At 42.1% G+C, this 23,545-nt stretch carries 26 protein-coding genes; 13 read left to right on the top strand and 13 right to left on the bottom strand.

The features are described from left to right. Window positions 1-78 precede the first annotated feature (78 nt). Complete coding sequence (cls, locus tag NSQ72_RS17365; RefSeq protein ID WP_249117613.1) at window positions 79-1,596, bottom strand: cardiolipin synthase; 1,518 nt, start codon at window positions 1,594-1,596, stop codon at window positions 79-81. A gap of 137 nt (window positions 1,597-1,733) precedes the next feature. Between cls and NSQ72_RS17370 the strand changes: the two genes are divergently transcribed. Continuing rightward, window positions 1,734-2,705, top strand: coding sequence for a S66 family peptidase (locus NSQ72_RS17370; protein WP_341084791.1), 972 nt, complete (start codon window positions 1,734-1,736; stop codon window positions 2,703-2,705). Window positions 2,706-3,316: 611 nt separating this feature from the next. Then, window positions 3,317-3,529, top strand: a complete 213-nt coding sequence (locus NSQ72_RS17375) for a hypothetical protein (RefSeq protein WP_341084793.1) — start codon at window positions 3,317-3,319, stop codon at window positions 3,527-3,529. Window positions 3,530-3,569: 40 nt separating this feature from the next. On the opposite strand, the gene argS is transcribed toward NSQ72_RS17375, so the two are convergent. From argS to speE, 5 genes are all read right to left on the bottom strand, one after another. Continuing rightward, window positions 3,570-5,243, bottom strand: a complete 1,674-nt coding sequence (argS, locus tag NSQ72_RS17380) for an arginine--tRNA ligase (RefSeq protein WP_058838538.1) — start codon at window positions 5,241-5,243, stop codon at window positions 3,570-3,572. Further along, window positions 5,240-5,662 (bottom strand): DUF1934 domain-containing protein, encoded by a 423-nt coding sequence (locus NSQ72_RS17385; protein WP_003215400.1) that lies wholly within the window; start codon window positions 5,660-5,662, stop codon window positions 5,240-5,242. The genes argS and NSQ72_RS17385 overlap by 4 nt, the downstream gene beginning before the upstream one ends. Window positions 5,663-5,786: 124 nt before the next feature. Continuing rightward, on the bottom strand, window positions 5,787-6,134 hold the full coding sequence (locus NSQ72_RS17390; protein WP_341084794.1) for a hypothetical protein: 348 nt from the start codon (window positions 6,132-6,134) through the stop codon (window positions 5,787-5,789). Window positions 6,135-6,212: 78 nt separating this feature from the next. Then, window positions 6,213-7,085 (bottom strand): agmatinase, encoded by an 873-nt coding sequence (speB, locus tag NSQ72_RS17395; protein ID WP_039182190.1) that lies wholly within the window; start codon window positions 7,083-7,085, stop codon window positions 6,213-6,215. Window positions 7,086-7,154: 69 nt separating this feature from the next. After that, a complete protein-coding gene (gene speE / locus NSQ72_RS17400; RefSeq protein ID WP_003214614.1) occupies window positions 7,155-7,985 on the bottom strand; it encodes a spermidine synthase in 831 nt (276 codons plus the stop codon). A gap of 224 nt (window positions 7,986-8,209) precedes the next feature. Between speE and NSQ72_RS17405 the strand changes: the two genes are divergently transcribed. Further along, the gene (locus NSQ72_RS17405; RefSeq protein ID WP_341084795.1) at window positions 8,210-10,279 is read left to right on the top strand and encodes a transglycosylase domain-containing protein; all 2,070 of its coding nucleotides are present in this window, start codon (window positions 8,210-8,212) and stop codon (window positions 10,277-10,279) included. 125 nt (window positions 10,280-10,404) lie between these two features. Here the strand turns inward: NSQ72_RS17405 and NSQ72_RS17410 are convergent, their stop codons facing one another. Together NSQ72_RS17410 and NSQ72_RS17415 are read right to left on the bottom strand one after the other, a co-directional pair. After that, window positions 10,405-10,923, bottom strand: coding sequence for a YwhD family protein (locus NSQ72_RS17410; RefSeq protein WP_039182196.1), 519 nt, complete (start codon window positions 10,921-10,923; stop codon window positions 10,405-10,407). A gap of 12 nt (window positions 10,924-10,935) precedes the next feature. Next, window positions 10,936-11,592: a site-2 protease family protein gene (locus tag NSQ72_RS17415; protein ID WP_224929975.1), complete on the bottom strand. Its 657-nt coding sequence runs from the start codon at window positions 11,590-11,592 to the stop codon at window positions 10,936-10,938. Window positions 11,593-11,705: 113 nt separating this feature from the next. On the opposite strand from NSQ72_RS17415, the gene NSQ72_RS17420 reads away from it, so the two are divergent. Next, complete coding sequence (locus NSQ72_RS17420; protein ID WP_003214939.1) at window positions 11,706-11,891, top strand: 2-hydroxymuconate tautomerase; 186 nt, start codon at window positions 11,706-11,708, stop codon at window positions 11,889-11,891. A gap of 50 nt (window positions 11,892-11,941) precedes the next feature. On the opposite strand, the gene NSQ72_RS17425 is transcribed toward NSQ72_RS17420, so the two are convergent. After that, window positions 11,942-12,754: a zinc-dependent metalloprotease gene (locus NSQ72_RS17425; protein ID WP_058838532.1), complete on the bottom strand. Its 813-nt coding sequence runs from the start codon at window positions 12,752-12,754 to the stop codon at window positions 11,942-11,944. Between the two features lie 369 nt (window positions 12,755-13,123). On the opposite strand from NSQ72_RS17425, the gene NSQ72_RS17430 reads away from it, so the two are divergent. After that, on the top strand, window positions 13,124-14,452 hold the full coding sequence (locus NSQ72_RS17430; protein ID WP_341084797.1) for an LLM class flavin-dependent oxidoreductase: 1,329 nt from the start codon (window positions 13,124-13,126) through the stop codon (window positions 14,450-14,452). A gap of 39 nt (window positions 14,453-14,491) precedes the next feature. Here the strand turns inward: NSQ72_RS17430 and NSQ72_RS17435 are convergent, their stop codons facing one another. Continuing rightward, window positions 14,492-15,382 carry a LysR family transcriptional regulator gene (locus NSQ72_RS17435; protein ID WP_341084800.1) on the bottom strand — a complete coding sequence of 297 codons (891 nt, stop codon included), beginning with the start codon at window positions 15,380-15,382 and terminating at the stop codon, window positions 14,492-14,494. 150 nt (window positions 15,383-15,532) lie between these two features. Here NSQ72_RS17435 and ssuE point away from each other — a divergent pair, with 150 nt between their 5' ends. Genes ssuE through NSQ72_RS17475 form a run of 8 tightly spaced genes read left to right on the top strand, consistent with a single transcriptional unit; the run spans window position 15,533 to window position 21,039 of the window. Beyond that, entirely contained in the window at window positions 15,533-16,084 is a 552-nt protein-coding gene (gene ssuE, locus NSQ72_RS17440; protein WP_212043522.1) for an NADPH-dependent FMN reductase, read from the top strand. Next, window positions 16,068-17,093, top strand: a complete 1,026-nt coding sequence (locus NSQ72_RS17445) for an LLM class flavin-dependent oxidoreductase (RefSeq protein WP_341084802.1) — start codon at window positions 16,068-16,070, stop codon at window positions 17,091-17,093. Before ssuE ends, NSQ72_RS17445 begins: the two co-directional genes overlap by 17 nt. Further along, window positions 17,093-17,347: a glutaredoxin family protein gene (locus tag NSQ72_RS17450; protein ID WP_251180972.1), complete on the top strand. Its 255-nt coding sequence runs from the start codon at window positions 17,093-17,095 to the stop codon at window positions 17,345-17,347. Before NSQ72_RS17445 ends, NSQ72_RS17450 begins: the two co-directional genes overlap by 1 nt. A gap of 26 nt (window positions 17,348-17,373) precedes the next feature. Further along, complete coding sequence (locus NSQ72_RS17455) at window positions 17,374-17,937, top strand: GNAT family N-acetyltransferase (RefSeq protein WP_058838526.1); 564 nt, start codon at window positions 17,374-17,376, stop codon at window positions 17,935-17,937. 13 nt (window positions 17,938-17,950) lie between these two features. Beyond that, the gene (locus tag NSQ72_RS17460) at window positions 17,951-18,712 is read left to right on the top strand and encodes an amino acid ABC transporter permease (RefSeq protein ID WP_341084804.1); all 762 of its coding nucleotides are present in this window, start codon (window positions 17,951-17,953) and stop codon (window positions 18,710-18,712) included. A gap of 17 nt (window positions 18,713-18,729) precedes the next feature. After that, window positions 18,730-19,572 (top strand): transporter substrate-binding domain-containing protein, encoded by an 843-nt coding sequence (locus tag NSQ72_RS17465; protein WP_341084807.1) that lies wholly within the window; start codon window positions 18,730-18,732, stop codon window positions 19,570-19,572. Window positions 19,573-19,588: 16 nt separating this feature from the next. Continuing rightward, complete coding sequence (locus NSQ72_RS17470; RefSeq protein WP_341084809.1) at window positions 19,589-20,299, top strand: ABC transporter permease subunit; 711 nt, start codon at window positions 19,589-19,591, stop codon at window positions 20,297-20,299. After that, window positions 20,296-21,039, top strand: coding sequence for an amino acid ABC transporter ATP-binding protein (locus NSQ72_RS17475; protein WP_058838523.1), 744 nt, complete (start codon window positions 20,296-20,298; stop codon window positions 21,037-21,039). Before NSQ72_RS17470 ends, NSQ72_RS17475 begins: the two co-directional genes overlap by 4 nt. 93 nt (window positions 21,040-21,132) lie before the next feature. Here the strand turns inward: NSQ72_RS17475 and NSQ72_RS17480 are convergent, their stop codons facing one another. The 3 genes from NSQ72_RS17480 to NSQ72_RS17490 form a co-directional block, all read right to left on the bottom strand. Continuing rightward, window positions 21,133-21,633, bottom strand: coding sequence for a YwgA family protein (locus NSQ72_RS17480; protein WP_047202587.1), 501 nt, complete (start codon window positions 21,631-21,633; stop codon window positions 21,133-21,135). 30 nt (window positions 21,634-21,663) lie between these two features. Next, the gene (locus tag NSQ72_RS17485; protein ID WP_007497716.1) at window positions 21,664-22,965 is read right to left on the bottom strand and encodes an HD domain-containing protein; all 1,302 of its coding nucleotides are present in this window, start codon (window positions 22,963-22,965) and stop codon (window positions 21,664-21,666) included. 170 nt (window positions 22,966-23,135) lie between these two features. Further along, entirely contained in the window at window positions 23,136-23,357 is a 222-nt protein-coding gene (locus tag NSQ72_RS17490) for a DUF1450 domain-containing protein (protein WP_003215259.1), read from the bottom strand. Window positions 23,358-23,545: the final 188 nt, after the last annotated feature.

Below are 23,545 nucleotides of genomic sequence, written 5' to 3' on the forward strand. Positions count from 1 at the left end.
ATTGATAATCATTTTCAATTATAGAGGAATCCTCTGCAAAATACTAGATCAGGAAATGATTTCATTGACTGGAAATCCTCATAATACGCCAGAAAACAATCGAGCAAATGATTCCTTCAACCGCTCTTTTAAGCCTCTTTTATAAAAATGAACAGGACCCATTTGCTCACATTCCTTCATATCTTCCTCATAGTGGGCCATCAATTGCTCAATTGGCTTTTTCGCAGCTGTAAAGACATTGACCTCAAAATTGAGCTGAAAGCTTCTCATATCAACATTTGCGGTACCGACAGAGGCGAGCTCTCCATCTGCGATCATCACCTTTTGATGCATGAACCCTTTTTGATAGTGATACACCTTGATGCCCTCTTTTAGAAGCTCAGAAAAATAGGATCGTGTGGCATATTGCGTGAGAAATCCGTCATTGATCTCCGGTACCATCACCCGCACATCCACCCCTCTTGTGGCAGCGATTTTGAGCGCAGTGCGAATCGATTCGTTTGGTACAAAGTAAGGTGTGGCAATCCAGACAAATTGTTTCGCATTAGAAATGAGAGCATCATATAAATCACTCATACTTTCTTTCATATCAGGTCCAGTTGGTACAACCTGAATGACATCCTCTCCGGTCACAGGATGCGGCGTATGATACTTCGGATCATCAATTAATACTTCATCTGATACGTATTCCCAGTCGAGCATAAAAACGGAGTGAAGGGTCTGAACAGCCTCACCCTTTAACATGGCATGCGTATCACGCCAAAAGCCGATCTTTTCATCCCGTCCTACGTATTCCTTGCCAACATTTAATCCGCCGACGAACCCTGTTTCTCCATCAATAATGACGATTTTTCGGTGATTTCGGAAATTGAATTTTTGGTTAAAAAATCCATATTTTAAAGGTAGAAAAGGAGCGACCTTTACCCCTGCCTGCTTCAAGCGTTTAATATCTTTTCGTGAGAAACGAATGCTGCCCGCCGCATCATATATGAAGCGGACCTCTACCCCTTCTTTCACTTTTTCAATCAAAATCTCCATCATCCGGTGGCCGAGGAAATCAGATTTAAACATGTAATATTCAATATGAATGAATGATTTTGCTTTTTTTAACTCTTCAAAAATTCGGGGAAACGTCTCCTCTCCATTCTTTAAAATGTCCATATCACTATTTGTATTCACATGCATGCCTGTAGCTTTTTCTGTGTATTGAAAAAAACCACGCTGATTATCGGTTAAACGTGATTCATCCGGCTTGCTCTCAAGCTCAGATATTCTTCTTAATTTTTCACGGTTATACATTCTCTTTGATTTGAATAAATGACCTTTTACATAGAGCTGCCCTGAGAACAGATAAAACATATAGCCAATGATCGGGAAAAAAACCAGCACATATATCCATAATAACGTGTGCTGTGATGTACGATTCTCCAGCATGAGTGAGACGATACTAAATAAAATAATGGCGATATAAATCGCTGCGTACAGCTGAACGCTCCACGCCGGCACAGTCCACCAATACACCACATATGCCCCAAATATCATAAAATATAAAAATAAAAATTCCAGTCTTCTCTTTTTCACATTCTCCGCCCTCATTCTGTCTTTTTCTCTTCCATACCCTTTGCACAGCTCGTATGAAACGCACGACCCATTCCTTTCTCCTAGCCTTTACAGACTTTCGCTATTTGATCCGATATAATAGAGAAATATGTGATGGAAAGGAAGATCTGTTTATGCATACCTCCTCACCTCTTAAAAAAGGGAGCCATATACGTGTTATTGCCCCAAGCCGAAGTGCCAGCATTTTATCAGAAGAAGGAATTGCTCAAGCGAAAAAACATTTAGAGGCTTTAGGCTTCACTGTCTCTTTGGGACAGCACGTGTTTGAATGTGACCTTCATTCCTCATCGTCTATTGAACACCGCTTGTCTGATCTGCATGAGGCGTTCAGAGATCATGATGTCGATGGTATTTTGACAGCCATCGGAGGCTTCAACTGCAATGAACTTTTGCCTTATATTGATTACGACTTGATCCGTCAGCACCCTAAAGTCCTCTGCGGCTATAGTGACATCACTGCACTTGCAAACGCCATTACAGCGAAATGTGATATGGTGACATATTCCGGCCCCCATTTTTCCAGCTTTTACATGGAGCAGGGGCAGGAGGAGCAGACTGCCATGTTTCAAGCTTGCTTGATGAACGGCGGCGAACCGTTTGATGTGATTCCTTCGACAAAATGGAGTGATGATGCTTGGTATCTCGATCAAGCGAACAGGCAGTTTCATCCGACAACATGGGGGATTTATCAGGAAGGAACAGCTGAAGGCACCTTGTATGGCGGAAACCTTTGTACACTGAACTTACTGCAAGGGACATCGTTTATGCCGAATGTAAAGGATGCGATCTTATTTGTCGAGGATGATGAGCTGGTATTCCCTGAAATGTTCGCCAGAGACCTTACCTCCCTCTTGCAGCATGCACAATCAATCAAAGGATTGATCATCGGACGCTTTCAGAAGAAATCCAAGATGACAGAGGAACTTTTGAGGTTCATTCTAGATAAGCACCCAATGCTCAAACACATCCCAGTGATTTACGATGTCGATATCGGACATACACAGCCCGTCTTCACCTTCCCGATTGGCGGAAACGTTCAGCTAGCGTGTACAAATGGTGACATAAAGCTACGCATTCATTCATAACTAAAGGCAAAAAAGCACCCGAATAGCCGGTGCTTTTTTCTATGCCACCATCTTTTTTAAAATTTTTTTAGAAAAAGTGATCCACCCCTTCATTCCCTTCGTTAAGTAGATGTAAAAAGAAAAGAGAGGAGGCAAAAATATGTTTTCTGATGTACTTAGCCAATTATTCGATTCTATCTCTAACATTATTAACACACTTGGATAATTTCATTTGACGCACACATACTACATGCTTACCGAAGGGAGGCACACTCTATGTTCTCTGATGTACTTAGCCAATTATTTGATTCTATTTCTAACATTATTAATACGCTTGGATAATTTTTAAAACCCGCTATCTCTTGAGGATAGCGGGTTTTTACATGTTTTGAGTGGATGACATGTTGTTCCATTAAATAAATCTAGAACAATGCCTTCTATGAGCATGTTTCTGTTAAGTTATTTAAACAAACCTAATTGGATGCTATAATCTATTAAAGGAATATATTAACTATTTAAGGAGATATAATGAAAAAACGTTTGATTGGTTTGTTTTTTTTACTCTTTGTATTCTTGGATTAAGTTCCACTCCAAATCGTCTCACTCTTTCTGAAGAAGAATTAGATCAAAAGGTGACACAAGTATTAGACTCGTTATGGAAAGAGCATGGCTTGTTACATTATCAAATCGTTAAGACAGATCCCACAATTTCCATCGGCATCAATACTTCAAAAGATATAGCAGGTTTGCAGTCTATATTAGAAAAGAAACTTCCTAAACAAGCATTAGAGAATTATGAAATTGAGATTTTCCAGAGAAATAAAAATGATATAAACGTTGAATGACAAAAACCCACTCCTGTTCCGAGTGGGTTTCTGCGTGTTCTTACATCTTTTCCGGAGCCGATACACCAATTAGTTTTAATGCATTAGCGAGCGTGATTTGTGTTGCTTTCATGAGTGAAAGACGTGCTGTTGTTTTTGTTTCGTTTTCTACATCGATGACCTTCTCGGCATTGTAGAAGCTGTGAAGGGCTGATGCAAGGTCGTAAATATAGTTCGTCACGCGGTGCGGAATACGCTTTTCAGCTGCTTCTGCTACAACTTCTGGGAAGCTGCCAATGATTTTCAGAAGATCGTATTCTTTTTCCGATTGAATGTGAGAGAAATCGGCTTTTTCAAGGTTTGGTTCGTAGCCTTTTTCTTCTCCTTGACGCAACATGCTGCAAATTCTCGCATGCGCATATTGAGCGTAGTACACAGGGTTTTCGTTAGACGTAGAAATGGCTAGGTCTAGGTCAAAGTCCATATGTGTCGCCGCACTTCTCATCGCAAAGAAATAACGAGTCGCATCTAAGCCGACTTCTTCAATGAGATCACGCATTGTGACAGCTTTTCCTGTACGCTTACTCATCTTCATCTTTTCACCGTTTTTGTAAAGATGCACAAGCTGGATGATTTCTACTTCAAGCTTGCCAGCTGGATATCCAAGTGCTTGGATCGCCGCTTTCATTCGAGGGATATAGCCGTGATGGTCCGCTCCCCAAATATTAATAAGCTGGTCAAAGCCTCTGTCCAATTTGTCTTTATGATATGCGATGTCTGGAAGCAGGTAAGTGAAGCTGCCGTCTTTTTTAATCAGCACACGATCCTTGTCATCGCCAAAATCAGTTGAACGCAGCCATGTTGCGCCGTCTTCTTCAAAGACATAGCCTTTTTCACGAAGTGTTTCCAGCGCTGGTTCGATTTTTCCGTTTTCATATAAAGAGGTTTCTGAATACCATACATCAAATGGCACACGGAAATTCTCAAGGTCTACACGTAATTTCTCTAATTCGTATTTCAAGCCGTATTCACGGAAGAACTTCATACGCTCTTCTTCCGGTTCATGCACGAAACGGTCACCAAATTCATCCGCAAGCTTTTGTCCGATGCCTTTGATATCTTCCCCTCTGTAGCCGTCTTCAGGCATTTCTTTTTCAAGACCGAGTGCTTCAAAATAACGTGCTTCGACAGATAAAGCGAGGTTATTAATTTGATTCCCTGCATCGTTGATATAGTATTCACGGCTCACATCGAACCCTGCTTTATCAAGGATATTGCAAAGGGAATCTCCTACAGCTGCTCCGCGGGCATGTCCAAGGTGAAGGTCACCTGTTGGGTTGGCTGAGACGAATTCGACTTGCACCTTTTGACCGCCGCCTGTATTCGTTTCGCCATACGCTTCTTTTGCTTCAAGGACAGCTGGAATCAGCTTTGTTAAATACTGATTGTTCATATAAAAGTTAATGAATCCTGGACCTGCGATATCCAGTTTTTCAATGGAAGCTTTCCCTTTATCAAACGCATTGACGATGTCTTCTGCGATTTGACGAGGTGCTTTTTTCGCAATGCGGGCAAGCTGCATCGCCATGTTGGTAGAGTAATCACCGTGAGTTTTGTCTTTCGGCACTTCTAAAAGGACATCTGGCACCTGGCTTTCATCGGCAAGTCCTGCTTTGACGACTGCCGCAATGATTTCTTCTTTTAACGCATCTTTGACCTGTTCTGCGATATTCATGAACGTAAATCCTCCTTATACGAAATCGATAATGTATGTAAATGCTTTTGATCTTCTCCTGTCAGCATATCGTACGTAATGTGCAGCAGTCCCTTGTCCACATCGAGATCAATGCCATGTGTGTGCACATCTAACTGAAGTGTACCGAATGGCATTGTGTAATGTGTGACGGTCGTTTCTCCAATGAGAAAGCGCTGCTTCATTTGAATAGCCCCTGATCTCATGACAAAAATTTCTTTTTCACTCATTTTCACAACGGTTTTTACTTGACCCATTTCATGTTCTTCATGGTAAGTGAGATACGTTTTGTCATTCTTCTCTTGATACGTTCCAGTCGTGCGGAATTCGATCGTTTCAGCCGGCTCCGTCTCTGGTTTCATCACTGACTTTACATGAATTGAAATTTGGTTTTGTGTCATTTTGCACTTCCTTTGCTAAGACCCGTTTAACTAAAATAGTATACCATAATCATGAGCGCCTATCATACCATCATTTCTCTTCTTCACGGCGATTAAACTTCGTTTTTCATCTTCAGCCATCCCTTTAGAAAAAAAGAAAAATGCAACTGACCAATACGACAAGTCCAGCCTTTACGCCTAAGTCTTTTCTTTTCAGTAAATAAAAAAGAGCTTGTATGCCTGAACTTGCCAAAAATGCCTGAAAAAAATCAATTGGTGCGATTAGATTCTTCTTAAATACCACCTTCATGAATAACGCAATGGCCGTAAGATAGAAAAAGCCCCGATCCTGAAATAAACCAACTAACTCCTCCTTTGCTTCCTTTTTAGAAGCAAAAACAGGTGGATCAGCTGCGAGCTCTCGTTTCAGTGTGAGAAAGCCTGCCGCTAACACACATAAAGCGAGGAACACCATCAATATTGACGAAAACATGAGCTGCCTCCTTTATTTTTTGACCAATGTAAAAAAAGAGCTTGTCCACATGAGATGACAAGCTCCTCTATCAACTGATTATTTCACAAACCCAAGCAGCATTTCGCGTAAAAGCTTACTCGCTGTATTCGCTGTTTGGTCAGAGTGATCATATACAGGTGCTACCTCGACAAGGTCTGCCCCGACTACTTGGACGTCAGATCCTGCAATCGCATGAATGGATGCAAGCAGCTCTTTTGATGTAATACCGCCAGCATCTACCGTTCCTGTACCAGGTGCATGGGCTGGGTCAAGTACATCAATATCGATCGTCACATATACTGGACGCCCTTTTAGCTTTGGCAATACTTGCTTCAATGGCTCCAGCACTTCAAATTTAGAAATGTGCATACCCGCTTCTTTTGCCCATTCAAATTCTTCTTTCATTCCAGAACGGATGCCGAAAGAAAATACATTTTCAGCTCCAATAAGTCCTGCAACTTTACGAATTGGTGTTGAATGTGAAAGCGGCTCACCTTCATATTCCTCACGAAGATCTGTATGTGCGTCCATATGGATGATCGCCAAATCAGGGTATTTCTTATACATCGCACGGAAAACCGGCCAAGACACGAGATGCTCGCCGCCCATTCCTAATGGAAACTTTCCTTTTTCTAAAATGCTGTCGACATACTCTTCAATTAAATCTAAGCTCTTTTGTGCATTCCCAAAAGGAAGTGGGATGTCACCCGCATCGAAGAATGGCACCTCGTGCAGCTCACGATCTAAATAAGGACTGTATTCCTCTAAACCGATCGATACTTCACGAATGCGGTTCGGACCGAAACGTGAACCTGGGCGGTAGCTAACTGTCCAGTCCATCGGCATGCCGTATAAAATGACCTTTGCATCTTCCCATGTCGGATGACTTCCAATAAACACTTTTCCTGAATAAGCCTCGTCGAATCTCATGCAAGATTCCTCCTTTTACGCTTCAAAAAATGCGCAAACTGTCATTTGCGCATTCCCATTTCGCTTCATTTATTTGATTAAGTCGCTCACAAATTTCGGCAGAACGAATGCCGCTTTGTGCAATTCTTTTGTGTAATATTTCGTATCAATATCAAAGAAACGGCTGTCTTCTACAGCAAGTGGATCGTATTTTTTAGAACCGATGGTGAATGTCCAAAGACCGCTTGGATACGTTGGAATATTCGCTGTGTAAAGCTTCGTAATTGGGAAAATTTCTTTCACATCACGCTGTACATTTGTAATCAGCTCCGGTGTGAACCAAGGGTTGTCCGTTTGTGCAACGAAAATACCGTCTTCTTTGAGTGCCTTTGAGATTCCTGCGTAAAATCCTTTAGAGAATAGGTTCACAGCTGGTCCAACTGGCTCAGTTGAGTCCACCATGATCACATCATACTCGTTGTCAGCTTCAGCAATGTGCATAAAACCGTCTCCGACTTTGACATCTACACGAGGATCGTCTAATTTCCCAGCAATAGAAGGAAGGAATTTTTTCGAGTATTCGATAACCTTTCCGTCAATATCAACAAGTGTCGCTTTTTTCACACTTGGGTGTTTGAGGATTTCACGAATAACACCGCCGTCTCCTCCACCTACGACAAGAACATTTTCCGGGTTTGGATGAGTGAAAAGAGGAACATGAGCCACCATTTCGTGGTATACAAACTCATCTTTCTCAGATGTCATCACCATGCCGTCTAAAAACAGCATATTGCCAAACTCTTCTGTTTCCACCATTTCTAAATGCTGAAAGTCTGTTTGTTCTGTGTGAAGGGTTTTGTTCACCTTCAATGTAATACCAAAATTCTTCGTTTGCTTCTCTGTATACCAAAGTTCGCTCATTGTTCATCTTCCTCTCATCCAATAATAAACAAACATCTATTGTTAGCGCCTTTTATCGGCTTTGACTATATCGATTGTCCAAGAAAAAAGTATAGTGGATTCATATCAAATTGTAAAGAACCGCTTGAGTTCTCTTCATTTTTTAAAGCGCTCCTGCAATCGCTTGTTTAAAACGGTTTTCTTTGTTCCATACTGATAAAAAACCGTCAAAATGGGGGCTTTGCATGGACACAATCATGAGTAATAAAAAAATCCGCATGACCGTGAAAACGATTCGAGCCTGTTTTTTTATCGGCTTGCTCGCTTTTCTATTTGCAGGCACTGTCTTTTTGACGATTCTATTAATAGCTAAATGGCAAGGTGCCCCTTCTGTTCAAGTTCCCCAATCCACGACCATTTATGCAGCCGATGGCTCAAAGCTTGGAGAATCCAGCTTTGGAGAAAAGAGATATTGGGTGCCATTAAAGGATATGTCTCCTCATATGAGACAGGCTGTTGTGGCTGTTGAGGATAAAACCTTTTATGAGCATCATGGCTTTGATGTAAAACGGATGGCAGGTGCTGCGGTGGCCGATATTCGTGCCATGGCTAAGGTACAAGGTGCCAGCACGATCACCCAGCAGTATGCACGAAATCTGTATTTAGATCATGATAAAACGTGGAAGCGGAAGTGGAATGAAGCCTTTTACACGATTCGTTTAGAGCAAAACTATACAAAAGATGAGATTTTAGAAGGATACTTGAACACCATTTATTATGGTCACGGAGCGTACGGTGTGGAAGCAGCGTCACGTCTGTATTTCGGGAAAAAAGCAAAGAACTTAACCCTCGCTGAATCTGCCCTTCTTGCCGGTATCCCAAAGGGGCCTTCTCTGTATTCCCCTTATGTGAATGAGGAGAAAGCCGACGCAAGAAAGAATATGATTTTGAGACAAATGCAAGAGGATGGCATGATTACTAAAAAAGCAGCCGATGACGCTGCGAAAGAAAAGCTGTCCTATCGCCCTTTGCAGAAGAAGCAGCTGCAAGCAAAGCAAGCCCCATATTTTTATGACGATGTGATTCGAGAGTTGAAACAAAACTTGGGGTTAACAGAGGAACAGATCGAAACCTATGGACTTCATATCCAAACGACCCTTAATCCAAAATTACAGAAAATCGCAGAAAAGACGTTAAAAAACACGATGGATTCCAAATCAGATATCCAAATTGGCTTTGCCGCCATCCATCCTCAAACAGGGCATGTACTTGCCCTCATAGGTGGGAGAGATTACGAGAAAAGTCCATTCAATCGGGTGACACAAGCAAAAAGGCAGCCCGGTTCAACCATGAAACCCCTTCTTTATTACATTGCCTTGCAAAACGGGTTTACACCCGCAACCGTCATGCGCAGTGAGGAAACGGTGTTTGAACTGGATGATCAAGGCAGCGGTGCGGCTTATTCACCAAGCAATTATCACGGCTATTACGCCAATGACGGCATTACAATGCTACAAGCTTTAGCGCTGTCTGATAATATTTACGCTGTAAAGACCCATCTATTTTTAGGAATGGAACAGCTTGTACGTGCTGGCAAGACATTTGGAATCAAGGAGAAACTAGACCAAGTACCATCTCTTGCTCTAGGCACGTCTCCTGTGAAACCCATTGAAATGACCAATGCTTACGCCATGCTGGTAAATGGCGGAAAACGCGTCAAACCAACCTTTATTACGAAAGTAACCGACGCAAAAGGCAATGTGCTTTTTGAAGAGAAACAAAAACGAGAACAAATCCTCGATGAAAAAGCAGCTTTTGTCACCACCGATATGATGTCAGGAATGTTCAACGATCAATTAAACGGCTATACAAGTGTCACTGGCCGCACCATTATAAAGGACCTTACACGAACATACGGAGGGAAATCCGGGACAACAGGAGCCGACAGCTGGATGATCGGCTTCTCTCCCCAGCTCGTCACAGGTGTATGGACTGGCTATGATAAAGGCCGCACCATTGACTCAGTCGAAGAAACGGCCTATGCGAAAAAAATATGGGCTTCCTTTATGGAATCAGCCCTCTCGAAGCAGCCAGCCTCCTCCTTCATGCCGCCTGACGGTGTCAAAGGGGTATATATCAATCCAAAAACTGGCGATCTCGCAGGACCAGGATGTAACTCAAAGGTATTCACCTATTTTATAGAAGGAACAGAGCCGACAGGTGTCTGCTATGGTGCTGAGGACAAAGCCTCTGAGCAGGAACCAGTTCAAGATCAAAAGCCAAAGAAATGGTGGGAAAAGTGGCTGAAACGTTAAAAAAAGACATGAAAAACCCCGAGATCTGCATCTCGGGATTCTCCATGTCCTAGCTTTAACACCAGTTTACTCAAAAAACGGATGGATTTGGTAGCGATCCGCCATTCTTCACAAAAATTTCACAATTATTCAGGGACAGCCAATCCTTCTTTTAATTCATCTGTCGATGCGTCCCATAGCGCTTCATTGTGACCCTTTAAGAAATCAGCCAGCACCTTTTTGGATACGTCATCCATATGACTCACGACGATTTTTCGCTTCATCGATTTATCCATTAAATTCACATGCTCTGGAAGTGATTTATACCCGCGGCGAATCGAACGGTCAACGGTCATTTCACAAGCCGTCACACCTGCATAATAAGGCCCTTCTTCTCTGCGGTCAATCGTCACCCATACGAGCCAATAAGGCTTTCCGTTCGGTACCTCTTCTTTTGTTTTCAAAAATTTAATTCCTTTTTCGACGGCACTTCTTGCATGCATGGCACCAATATCAATGACAGCTTCCTTTTCCTCTACATCAATGATGACTGGCGAGATATTATCAAGGCTGAGTGCACCTGCCCCAAAGCCTCCATGTCCGTCGGTTGCATCTGTTTTTTTAATGATGTTAAAACCAATTGGTTTCTTCTTTTTACCTTCCATTCATTAAACCTCCTAAAGCAGCGGCTTCAAAATAAGATTAAACCAGTATATGATTTGATCCCGCATTCCGATCAATGGACCAAACACAAACTGACCCAGCGGTGTGATCACGAATATGAGAAAAATAATGATCCCATATTGTTCAAATTGCGTCATTTTCGCACGAATACCAGGACTGACGACGTCCTCAATGATACGATATCCATCAAGCGGCGGAAGCGGCAATAAGTTAAATAGGAACAAGATGACGTTTAAGTTAATAAAGATCTGGAAGAAATAATCGACTCCCGGCTCAAAGCGCATGATCCATTCTCCGCCAAACTTCTGAAGAAGCACATACACAAGAAAGCCCAAAAACGCCAGCACTAAGTTACTTAATGGTCCAGCAATGGAGACACAAATCCCTGCTAAACGCGGTTTTTTAAAATGGTAACGATTCACTGGTACAGGTCTCGCCCAGCCAAACCCGGCCACAAAGATCAAAATCGTCCCGAAAATATCGAGATGCTTCAGTGGATTTAACGTCAGTCTCCCTTGATTCTTAGCCGTCGGGTCTCCGAAACGGTACGCAACATATGCATGTGCCAGCTCGTGCATCGTAAATGCAACAACAAGCGTAATGGCGACATATGGAATAAGTTCTAATGGATAAACAAGAAATTGGTTCAAAGGCATGAATCCCTCTTTCTTTCTATACAATGATTTACTTCATTCAGTATACTATAAGAAGTCCCTTAAACTAAAGGGAAGCGTAGCATTAAAGGAAAAAGGAGGTTTTCGCCATGCCGATTGTCACCGTACAAATGCTTGAAGGAAGAACAGACGAGCAAAAAAGAGCGCTTGTGGAGAAAGTCACTGATGCTGTTGTTGAAACAACAGGCGCAGGTGCAGAAAAAGTCTCTGTTATTATTGAAGAAATGAAAAAAGAACACTATGCCGTAGCAGGAAAGCGAATGAGCGACCTGTAAGCATATAAAAAGGACAAACCCATATGGTGTTTGTCCTTTTGTCTTCTTTCTTATCTGTACCAAGCTTTATTACGGTTCACTTGATTTTTATGAGCCGCATCAAAGTAGTCAACTGTGTAGGAATAATCATAATTCATTAAGCAGACAATGCCGCTTCCTTGAGGGTCATGCGGTAAGCCAAAGTTATGGCCATATTCATGTGTAGCCGCTTTTGCTGTATTCGCTGTTCCTTGGTCAAGGTTCACGGCGAATGCACTTCCGCTTGGTGCACTATTGTAGACATAAGCGATTCCGCCAGCATCAAAGTTTGGATTTGCTGTAAATCCAGTGACAAAGTCGTATCCTCTGCCATCAAAGCTGCGCGCAAGGTTGGAAAGAATTTGTGATGAATTTGATCCCGAAGACGTCCAAGATCCTACTGCTTGTACGACAAAGTCCACATCATGATCACGGTTAAACGTGACATCTGCTTGCTCGATGATGTTGACAATCCGTGTTTGCCAGTCACTATATTTCGCACGATACTGCGCATCAGCAACCGCATAGACAGTGACCTTCTGACTGCCTGTACTTGCTTTTGTTGAAATTGAATCTCCTGTATTGGCCTTAAAGGTTCTCGAGCCTACCTGCTTACCAGACTCATCTAATACCTTTGTTGTTACATCTCGTTCAATTGGAGGTGCTGCCGTCAAATCTTTAAAACTGTTTGCTTTTGGCAACCCCTCACCAATATGGGTTTCGAACGGCGCATGACCATGATCATGCCCATGACCAGCACTCGCTACTGGTGCTGAAGCTGAACTTACTCCCGGTAACAAACTACCTACCAATAAAAATGACAAAAAGACTGAACGCTTTTTCATTCCTATCCCTCCTTTGTTTTTCACAAAGTTATATATTCACTGAAAATTCACCATTTTCCTTCTCTTCAGTCAAAAACAGGGAATTAGATGCACAGGAAAAAAGTCGAATTACGTCATTTTCACTAATTTTTCAGATATTTTGACACACATTTCATCGAAAAATAGCGCTTTTGGTACGGGTCATTTACTTCGTAAACATCCATGTTTTTAAGAAATCATATCATGGACCTAACGACACATCTGAAAGAAAAAAATGATATTAGAAAAGATAAAGTCACACTTTACTGATACCAATTATACTTCTCTGCGGTTCTGCCTTATGATGAAGAACATAAAACATTGCTACCTCAAACAGAAGGGACGATCGGCATGACTGGAAAAAAGCACATACAATTTGGATTAATGTTACATGGCCCAGGGGGTCACATGAATGCATGGAAGGATGAATCGGTTCCAGCAGATGCAAGTGTTAACATTGATTATTATCAAGCGATGACAAAAAAGGCAGAATCAGCGGGTTTCCGTTTTGTTTTTGTTGCAGATGGTTTATATATCCATGAACATTCAATTCCTCATTTCTTGAACCGATTTGAACCATTAACCATCTTATCTGCGCTTGCCACAGTCACCAAACAGATTGGACTTGTGGGTACTGTATCCACTTCATACAGTGAGCCCTTTACCATTGCCAGACAATTTGCTTCCTTGGACAAATTAAGTAAAGGCCGGGCAGGCTGGAATGTTGTGACTTCCCCATTAGAGGGCTCTGCTGAAAATCACATCATCCGTTCGCACCCAAGCCACTCACTTCGATATGAAATTGCAGAAGAGTACTTACATGTAGTGAACGGGCTTTGGAGCTCATGGGAAGAAGATGCTTTTGTAAGGGATCGTTCAACGGGGGTTTTCTTCGATCGAGATAAATTGCACACTTTAAACCATCATGGAAAACACTTTTCTGTCAAAGGTCCTTTAAATATTGAACGCTCTGAACAAGGGCAGCCCGTAATTTTTCAGGCAGGCGCTTCAGATGCTGGAAAAGATCTAGCCGCAAAAGAAGCAGACGCTGTATTTACAAATGCCGATTCACTTGAAAAGGCAAAAGCCTATTACCGCGACGTGAAAAATAGAGCCGAAGCGTTTGGGCGAAAACCATCCGATATCAAAATATTCCCTGGCATCCACCCGATTACAGGAAGAACAGTCGAAGAAGCAGAAGAAAAATATGAAGCCATTAAACATCTAGTCTCTATTGAAGAAGCTCTGCATTATTTGGGCCGATTCTTTGACCACTTGGACTTCAGTCAATTCCCGCTTGATGAACCTTTTCCTGATATAGGTGACGCTGGGTCAAACAGCTTCCAATCCACAACAGAGTCCATTAAGAAAATGGCCAAAGAGCAAAACCTGACCTTAAGAGAAGTCGCTTTACAAGTGACCACGCCCAAAAGTGCCTTTTTCGGCACTTACGAACAAGTAGCTGACAAATTAATTCAATGGATCGAAGAGGATGCCGCAGATGGATTTATTTTTGGCGCTCCGATTTTAGCTAGTGGTTTATCCGAATGGACGGAGCACGTCATTCCGATATTAGTCGAAAGAGGATATTACGACCCAAATTATCCAGCTCATACCCTTCGCGAAAACTTGGGTCTGCCCATTAAGAAGAATCAATTTCTGAAACAAACAGTGAAATAAACTTGAAAGAGGGGCTAGCATAAAGGCTAACCCCTCTTTTTATGATGGTTGGTGCTGGTGCAATCGATTTTCAATGAGATCAATAAACTGGAGCACAGCTCTTCCAGGCGTATCATTTGTTTTCCTTAATAGACCAACTGGCGGGGAAACTTGAATGCCCTTTATTTCTAATACCTTCGTACCTGGGAGTGTAAAAGAATGTGCCGTTCGTGTAAACAGAGAAACTCCTAAGCCCGCCTGAACATAGTGTTTATGGGACATGCTGCTAGTAATCTCTAATTTCTTATAATTTGTCCCAATGACATCGACGATTTGTTGTTCAATTTGAATGCGAATGGGGCAATTTTGCGGTGTGAATAATATGGTCTCATTTTCTAAATCTGTTACCTCCACTGCCTCTTTTTCCGCCAATCGATGGGAAGACGGGACCAGCAGGACGATATCATCTTGAAAAAGCGGCTTGTAGCTATTTTCCATCGAAGCTTCTGGTGCGCCGCAAATCGCAAAATCAATCTCATCATGGGAAAGCAAGGAACTCAGTGTATTTGCATCTGCTACTTGCACAGAAAATTCTACATTCGGAAACCTTTCCTTGAATTCTGCAAGGAGCGCCGGGAATTCTAAACTGGCAGTAGGCTCAGAAACACCGATGCGAATTAATCCCGCAATGCCCACTTCTAAATCTTGGAGCGTTTTCGTCAGTTTCTCATATTCATTGAGTAAAGAATTGGCTCTTTCATAAAAAAGCTGTCCTGATGCTGTTAACTTTAAGGTCTTCCCTCTCTCTAGAAGCTTCTCTCCAATTTCCTCTTCTAAATGTTTGATGTGCAAGGTAATGGTTGGCTGAGAATAATTCAGTGCTTCTGCTGCTTTTAAAAAATTCCCATATTTCACGATGGTGGCAAAGGTGCGGATCGCACGAATCTCCATAAAAACCCCTCTTTTCTCTATATTTTAAATAACTGAATCGTGTATTTATGATTACTAATTATACTTTTCAATTGGTTTGCCTTATTATAATTTATATTATCAACTATTCCAAGTTGTTTAGAAGGAATTATGTGAAATGGAGGAGACGAAATGACGAAAGTAACGATTATAGCAGGCGGACATTCCGTCCAATCTCGATTAACCGGTGTACTGCAGCATGTTCAGCAGCATTTAACGATCAATGGAATCGATGTACATATCATTCAAGTTCACCAGCTGCCTAGCAGCGCACTAATACGTGCGGACTTTTCAAACGAAGAGATTGTCAAGGCCATTGAACTTGTGAATGAGAGTGACGGTGTCATTGTGTTAACGCCTGTCTACAAAGCGTCATTTTCCGGTATTTTAAAAACGTTTTTAGATTTACTTCCACAGAAAGCGTTGCAAAGAAAACCCGTCCTTCCGTTCGTTTTAGGAGGAACCTACGGTCACCTGCTCGTCATTGAATATGCTCTTAAACCGATTATTCATCAACTTGGTGCAACAGTTGTTCAATCTGGCGTGTATGTAGTGGATCAACAGGTCACAAAGCAGGAATCAGGTGATTATTTACTTGATTCAGATGCAGCAAACAGGTTAAACCTCGCATTATCTCAATATCAAAGTCTGATAGGAGGAACAGCCAATGTCGTTCACCCTTAGTATTCTTGATCAAAGCCTTGTCGGTGAAAACGAGAACGCAGAGACGGGCATTCAGCATACTGTCAGATTGGCTGAAGCAGCGGATCAGCTTGGCTATCACAGGTTTTGGGTGTCTGAACATCACAATAACCCTCAAGTAGCAGGTTCTTCCCCTGAAGCTCTTGCCGGCTATCTCTTAGCAAAAACAAACAACATACGCATTGGGTCTGGCGGTGTAATGCTTCAGCATTACAGTCCGTTTAAGGTGGCTGAAACATTTCACGTCCTGGCATCATTAGCGCCTGGAAGGGTCGATTTAGGTGTTGGGAAAGCACCGGGAGGACTGAACCTATCGACACAAGCTCTTCAGGAAGATTATCAGGCGTCACGGAAGGATTTTTCTCAAAAATTAGTGGATCTCAACACCTATCTGACGGAACACACAAATGACTTGAATGCTCAGCCCATCCCGCGCATATCACCTGACATCTTCCTTTTAGGGGGAAGTACGGAGAGTGCTGAATTCGCAGCAAAACTTGGTATCTCCTTTGTGTTTGCCTTCTTTATTAATGGAGATGAAGCCTTATTAAAAGAAGCAAGAGAGACCTTCCAAACATATCAGAAAGCGGGCACCCGCCAGCAGTTCCTTCTTGCCATCACCGTTTCTGTAGCTGAAGATCACGAACAAGCACTCTCGCACATCAAACAAAAGGAAACAGTAAAGGTCTCCTTTTCCGATGGAAGAAAGCTGAATGTCACATCGTTAGAGGATGCAGAAAAACTGGTGAAAGAAACGGAGAAGGAACACTACAACATTCACGTACAAAAAACCGGCTACACCGCTGGCACAAAAGAAACCGTTCGTCACAGACTGACTGAGCTATCCGAGTCATACGATATCGATGAATTCATCGTGCTGTCACCGATCGTAGATATTGATAAAAGGATCACGTCTATTACTTTATTAAAAGAAGCACTTGATCAAGAACAAACAAACCAAAAACCAATCAATCAAGAGGTGAACGTCTAATGTCAAACAATCAAAAAATCATTTTATGGAGCAAAAATGGATGCAGTTATTGCAAGGACATTCAATCCTACTTCAACGAACAGCAGATTCCTTTTTCAACGATTGATGTCACAGAGCATGACGATTACAGAAACATTTTAGAAGCAAAATACGGTGTCCGCTATGTGCCTGTAGTTGAGATCAGCCATGATTCCCACGTGTATCAAGCATTGCTGAATCCAGATATCGAGACTTTAAGAAAAGCGTTAATCTGACATTACATTTTGAATGGAGGTTTGTCATGAGTCGAGATATTTTTCGCATCGCTACCGAAGAAGATGCACCAGCTTTTTTAGAATTGCTGTCCAGTGCATTTAAACCGCTTGGTGAAATGGGCATCGATTGGCCATCCACGAACGCCACGCTTGAAATGGTCACAGAAAACATTAAACAGTCCGCTGCCGTTGTATTAGAACGAGACGGCCGGCTCATATCTACCATCACCATACGTTTTCCTTGGGAAAGCACTGAGCCGGTCTCAGGCTATCCATTTGTTTGGTGGTTTGCGACAGCTCCTGATTTAGCCGGTCAAGGGATTGGAAATAAGCTGCTCGATTATGTAGAAAACACCTTGCTTAGGCAGACATATAAAGCGCCTGCATATACACTGGGCACTTCTGGCCGGAAACACCCTTGGCTTTTAGAGATGTACGAACGAAAAGGATATACAAAATATATTGAACGCGAGGCTGAAAATGGAGATTTAGGTGTTTTGATGTATAAAGTGCTTATCCCTGAACGCTTTGATCCAGACATTCTAGGGACACCACCCGCAGAAGAAAAAGTCGAAACGACTTCTACATAGGAGGTGATTCAACGTGGGTGAGTTTTTCAAATGGGAGTACGTGGTCACACTCTTTCCTAAAGTATTATCAGCCCTTCCAACGACCTTGCTGATTGTTTTATTTGCCACTTTGATTGGCAGCTTTCTTGGATTCATCCTTGCTTATTTTCGAATTGAGCGCATTCCTGTTCTGCACCAACTCAGTGCAGTCTATGTCTCTTTTATTCGCGGAACGCCTATTCTGGTTCAAATGTTTATTGTCTTTTATGGTCTGCCAAGTGTGCTCGCAGCAATTGGCCTTGATATCTCCATGTGGAACAAATTGATCTTTCTTTATATTACATATGGACTCAATACAGCTGCCTACTTTTCAGAAATATTCCGATCAGCCTTATCAAGTGTCCCAGCATCTCAATATGAAGCGGCTGCCTCAATTGGGCTGACGAAATGGCAGATTTATAGAAGGACGCTCATTCCTCAAGCAGGTAGAATCGCGCTCCCGAATATTGGCGTAGCCATTGTCAACTTATTACAAAATACCTCCCTCGCCTTCACATTGGGCGTGATGGATATTATAGGAAAGGTTCAAACATTAGGGGCTTTATACTATCGCGTATTAGAAGGATACTTTATTGCTGCCGTCATTTTTATTTTGTTAAGTCTGCTGCTGGAAAAAGCGTTTGACCTATTGGAAAAACAGATCAATACACCGAAAACAAGAAAACAGCGTCAGACGACATTCGTTTCCTTAAAAAGACCCGAAACGGCTTTCACAGTAGAAAAGCGTGCGAAGTAAAACGAGGAGGATTTCACATGAAAAATAACAAACAATTCAAAAAACATTACATCATCGGTCTGCTTACACTTGGCTCATTGTTGCTTGCTGCCTGCGGAAATGCAGAACAATCGAGTGGAAACAAAGCGGAAGCAGCGAATAATGATCCAGATGCGAAAGAAATCATCGTTGGCACAGGGAACGCTTATCAGCCTTTCGTTTACTTAGATGAAAACGGTCAACTAACAGGCTATGAGAAGGCTGTATTAGATGAAGTGGATCAGCTGCTTCCACAATATAAGTTTAAATATGAATCCTTCGAATTTAAAAATATTCTGCCCGCTTTAGATGCTGGCAAAGTAGATCTCGCTGCCCATCAATATGAAATCAATGATGAGCGCCAGAAGAAGTATCTATTTGGAAAAGTTGGCTACACAGATTATACAAGCTATGTGGTTGTTGATAAAGCCTCCGGTCATGATTTTCAAAGCCTTCACGATTTGGCTGGACACAAAGTGCACACCTCTACAGGTAGTAATTTCGCTTATCTTCTTGAGCAATATAACAAAAAGCATGATCGGAAAATTGACATTGTCTACGGAGATGGCGGAAACGAGATTCTCGTCAAAAACCTTCAAAATGGCACAGTCGATGCGGCCCTGCTCACAAAGTATGACGTCAACAAGCTAAACAAACAATTTAATGCCAATCTAGTCACCTCTGGAAAGCCTGTAAATGTATCTAAAACGTATTATCTTTATCAAAAAAACAATACGAAACTTCAAAAAGACATTGATCAAGCATTACAAAAACTAATCGATAACGGCAAGCTCGCTGACTTGTCTAAGAAAATATTAGGCGGAGACTTTACTACATCATAAGAAAGGAGCGATCTGAGTGGATTTTGATGTTGCCTTTATGCTGCAGGCCTTTATAGCCGCACTTCATTATTTGCCAACGACATTGCTATTATGCTTTCTCCCGCTATTATTTGGCTCTGTCTTTGGATTTGGTATTGCCCTTATCCGTTTTTATCAGGTGCCTGTATTGTCTCCCTTGTTCAAATGGTTTGTGGCTATTTTTAAAGCAATTCCGGTTGTCCTGATTTTGCTCGTATCTTATCTGCTTTTTTCCGATACACTGGACCATTTGGCTGCATCTCTTTCTCTTCAGATTCGTTTCAGTGATTTGGACAGACGATGGATTGCCATTTTCGCCCTTACTTTATATGCCGTAAGCGGGTTATCTGAAATATTTCGAAGCTCTCTTGCATCTATTCCAAAGGGACAATTCGATGCTGCTCTATCCGTTGGTTTCACCAGCAAACAGGTCTTAAGAAGGGTCATCATACCGCAAGTCTTTCCCATCTCCCTTCCAATGCTGAACAACATGCTGATCAGTTTAATCAAAGCCTCTTCTCTCGTTTCTATGGTGTCTGTGGTCGATATTTTAAACGGCGCTTTAATTAAAGCCAATGTGAACTATCGTTATCTTGAAGCATACATCGCCGTTGCCCTGATCTACTGGGCCCTGTGTGCCTCAATCGAAGCCATTACAGCCGGATATGAGAAATATGGACACAAAAACAAAAGGAGACGATTGGCATGATTGATATCAAACAGGTGCATAAAGCGTTCGGTAAAAATCAGATTCTGAGAGGAATTGATTTAACGGTAGAAAGAGGCGAAGTGGTCGTCATTTTAGGTCCGAGCGGTTCTGGAAAATCAACCTTTCTGCGATGCTTGAATTTTCTTGAGCGTGCAGATCAAGGAGAAATCAGCATTGATCACACGACCGTCAAGTTCAATCAAGCAAAGCCTAAAGACATTCTCGCACTTCGCAGAAAAACCGCCATGGTCTTTCAGCAATACGATCTATTTCTTCATAAAACAGCACTTGAAAACGTCATGGAAGGTTTAGTCATTGCCCGTAAACAACCAAAAGATCAAGCCTATGACACAGCTCTCCAATTAATCACAAAGGTCGGATTACTAGAGAAAAAGGATGCCTATCCGCATCAATTATCCGGCGGACAGCAGCAGCGAGTCGGCATTGCACGGGCACTGGCTTTGAATCCAGAAGTCATTTTATTCGACGAACCGACCTCTGCATTAGATCCAGAACTTGTAGGAGAAACGCTTGATGTCATTAAACAGGTAGCACAAACCGGGGTCACCATGATCATCGTCACCCACGAGATGAGCTTTGCCTATGATATTGCTGACAGGGTGATTTTCATGGAGGATGGAGTCATCGTCGAATCAGGTACGCCGGAAGAAGTCTTTGAACAGACGAAAGAAGAACGTACAAAACAATTTTTAGCAAGATTCTCTTATCACCATTCATAAAATACAAGTCGATCCATGCGGTCGGCTTGTTTCTGTACAAAAATAAAAACCAGTCTGTTCTAGCCATCAGCCATCACATACTGGTTCTTCTCGTTAGTTCAATTCCTTCAACTGATCAATATAAGCAAGGGCAGCCTCAAATTCTTCGTCCGTATAACGCTGCTTGCTTTTAATGGTGAAGACCTTTTCCTTTATCTCATCTTCTGGCAGGTCATCAAAATATAAAATCGTTGAGACAAGCTCTAGGAAACGGGACGATTGCTCGTTCATCTGGTGCGTCAGCGCTTTGAGGTCAGGCATGTCCACTTCACATTGATCGAGAAACTCTTTCCCATTGTCCGTCAGCGAATAGCGATATTGATAGTATCCGCCCTTTTTTTCCTTCATTTCGTCCAAGAATCCAAGGTTGCACAGCTCTTCAATTCTGAGCGTCAACTCCTCTGAATAGGGGCCATAAAAATGAAAATCGTATTTCTCGTAAAAAGGCAAATTTAGCTTTTTTGCTATGTAAATCATCTTTTGCAGCTTCTTCCGTCCAACGATTTCCCCTGATTCAGAGAATACCTTCATCAACTTTGCATGCTCTTTCAACAAATTCCCGACATCTCCTTTTTCAGTACTTCTTTATCCCAAACCAAGCAGCTTCATGATCGCCTTCTTTTCTTCAGCTTTTTCCGACATATCTACAATTAAGTCCATCGGGAAATAAAGTTTATGATCGGTTCTTCGTTTACCGGAAATGGCGTCAACAATATCTGACTGTCTCGACAGTTCTTTAATATGACCGCTTTGCGTCAAAAGGTGAATTGGCAGCCTCTCTTCTTCCTCTCCTGGTCTATAAAAGTCATAGGGCAAATCAGAAGACGAGTCGACCACTAAATAGTAGTCAGGATCAATTCCTGCCTCCTTAAACAAGGCGGTCAGCTTGAAATATTTCGTCATTTCTTCATTTGGATTAAACTCTGTATATTGGAACAATCGGCGGTTCATAAAACGGCGGCACAAATCGGCCAGCACGTGATCTTCTTCATCTTCCCACGCCTGAAAATAAAATAAGACAATGGATTCATCCAGCTTAATATAGTCCTCTGTGGTGACATTTCCCTCAAAGATTGAGTAAAAATGAACTGGGGCATGTGTAAAAATATAACCCGTTTCATGCAGCTCTTTTGCACGATGAAGGATTTTCGTTAAAATGACTTCAGCACTGCGTGTCACTGGGTGGAAATAGACTTGCCAGTACATTTGATAACGGCTCATAATATAATCTTCTACCGCATGCATCCCGCTCTGCTTCATCACAATCTGATCTTCTCTCGGGCGCATCACACGTAAAATACGTTCCATATCAAAGTGGCCGTAGCTGACGCCTGTATAGTAGGCATCACGCTGCAAATAGTCCATTCGGTCGGCATCGATTTGACTTGAGATCAAACTAACCACCTGTTTGTTTTGATACGTTTTGGCAATGACTTCAGCCACATGCTTCGGGAAATCATCACTCACCCGGCGGAGCACTTCATTGACTTCCGTCTGCCCTAAAATAATATCTCTTGTAAACGATTCATGGTCTAAGTGGAAAACCTTTTCAAAGGAATGAGAAAATGGACCATGTCCGAGGTCATGAAGCAAGGCTGCACTAAGTACAAGCTCGCGCTCTCCTTCATCCCATTCAGGCCGCCCTTTAAACACATCATCCACAATTCGTCTTACAATCTCGTATACACCGAGTGAATGATTGAATCGGCTGTGTTCTGCACCATGAAACGTCAAATACGTAGTTCCTAGCTGTTTAATCCGTCTCAGGCGCTGAAATTCTCTTGTTCCTATTAAATCCCATATTAATGCGTCCCTTACGTGAACATAACGGTGCACAGGATCTTTAAATACCTTTTCCTCAGATAATTTACCTTTTGGATACGCCATCGTTTCGTCCCTCTTTTTTTAAGACGTGTTTCTATTATATCGGGTAACTTTTCCCGAAAACATCCTTGAATTTGCTGGTGAATGTGTTCTCAAAGATTGCACGGACGTAAAAAGCCCGACCTGACAGGGACGGACCTCTTTTTAGGTCGACTGAACACATTCAGTGACATTTATTTGACTTTTTTTTGAACCTTTTCGAGTAATTCATCTTCTGTTGGTGCGGATAATGGGCGATTGTTCACAAACGCAAAAGCCTTTTTTCGTCCTGGACCACAATAGGATTGACAGCCAATCTCAATTTTTGCATCAGGGTCAACCGATTTGAGTCGAGGCAATAACGTCTTTAGGTTCGTCGCATCACAATCGTCACATACGCGAAACTCATTAGCCATGGTCTTACGCTTCCTTTCAATGATGATACTTCATTCTATATGAAACAGTTGGACAGCCAATCGTGATTAATATACCACCCAACATTGTACATCGAAGCGGCTGGACTTGCAAGACGCTTTGCCGTCCCAATGACGCGCTTACATAAAAGCTAGTATTTTCCACTATCCTTTTAGCAAACTTGTATAAA

The organism is Bacillus sp. FSL R5-0659 (assembly GCF_038008785.1).
Lineage (GTDB): Bacteria > Bacillota > Bacilli > Bacillales > Bacillaceae > Bacillus > Bacillus safensis.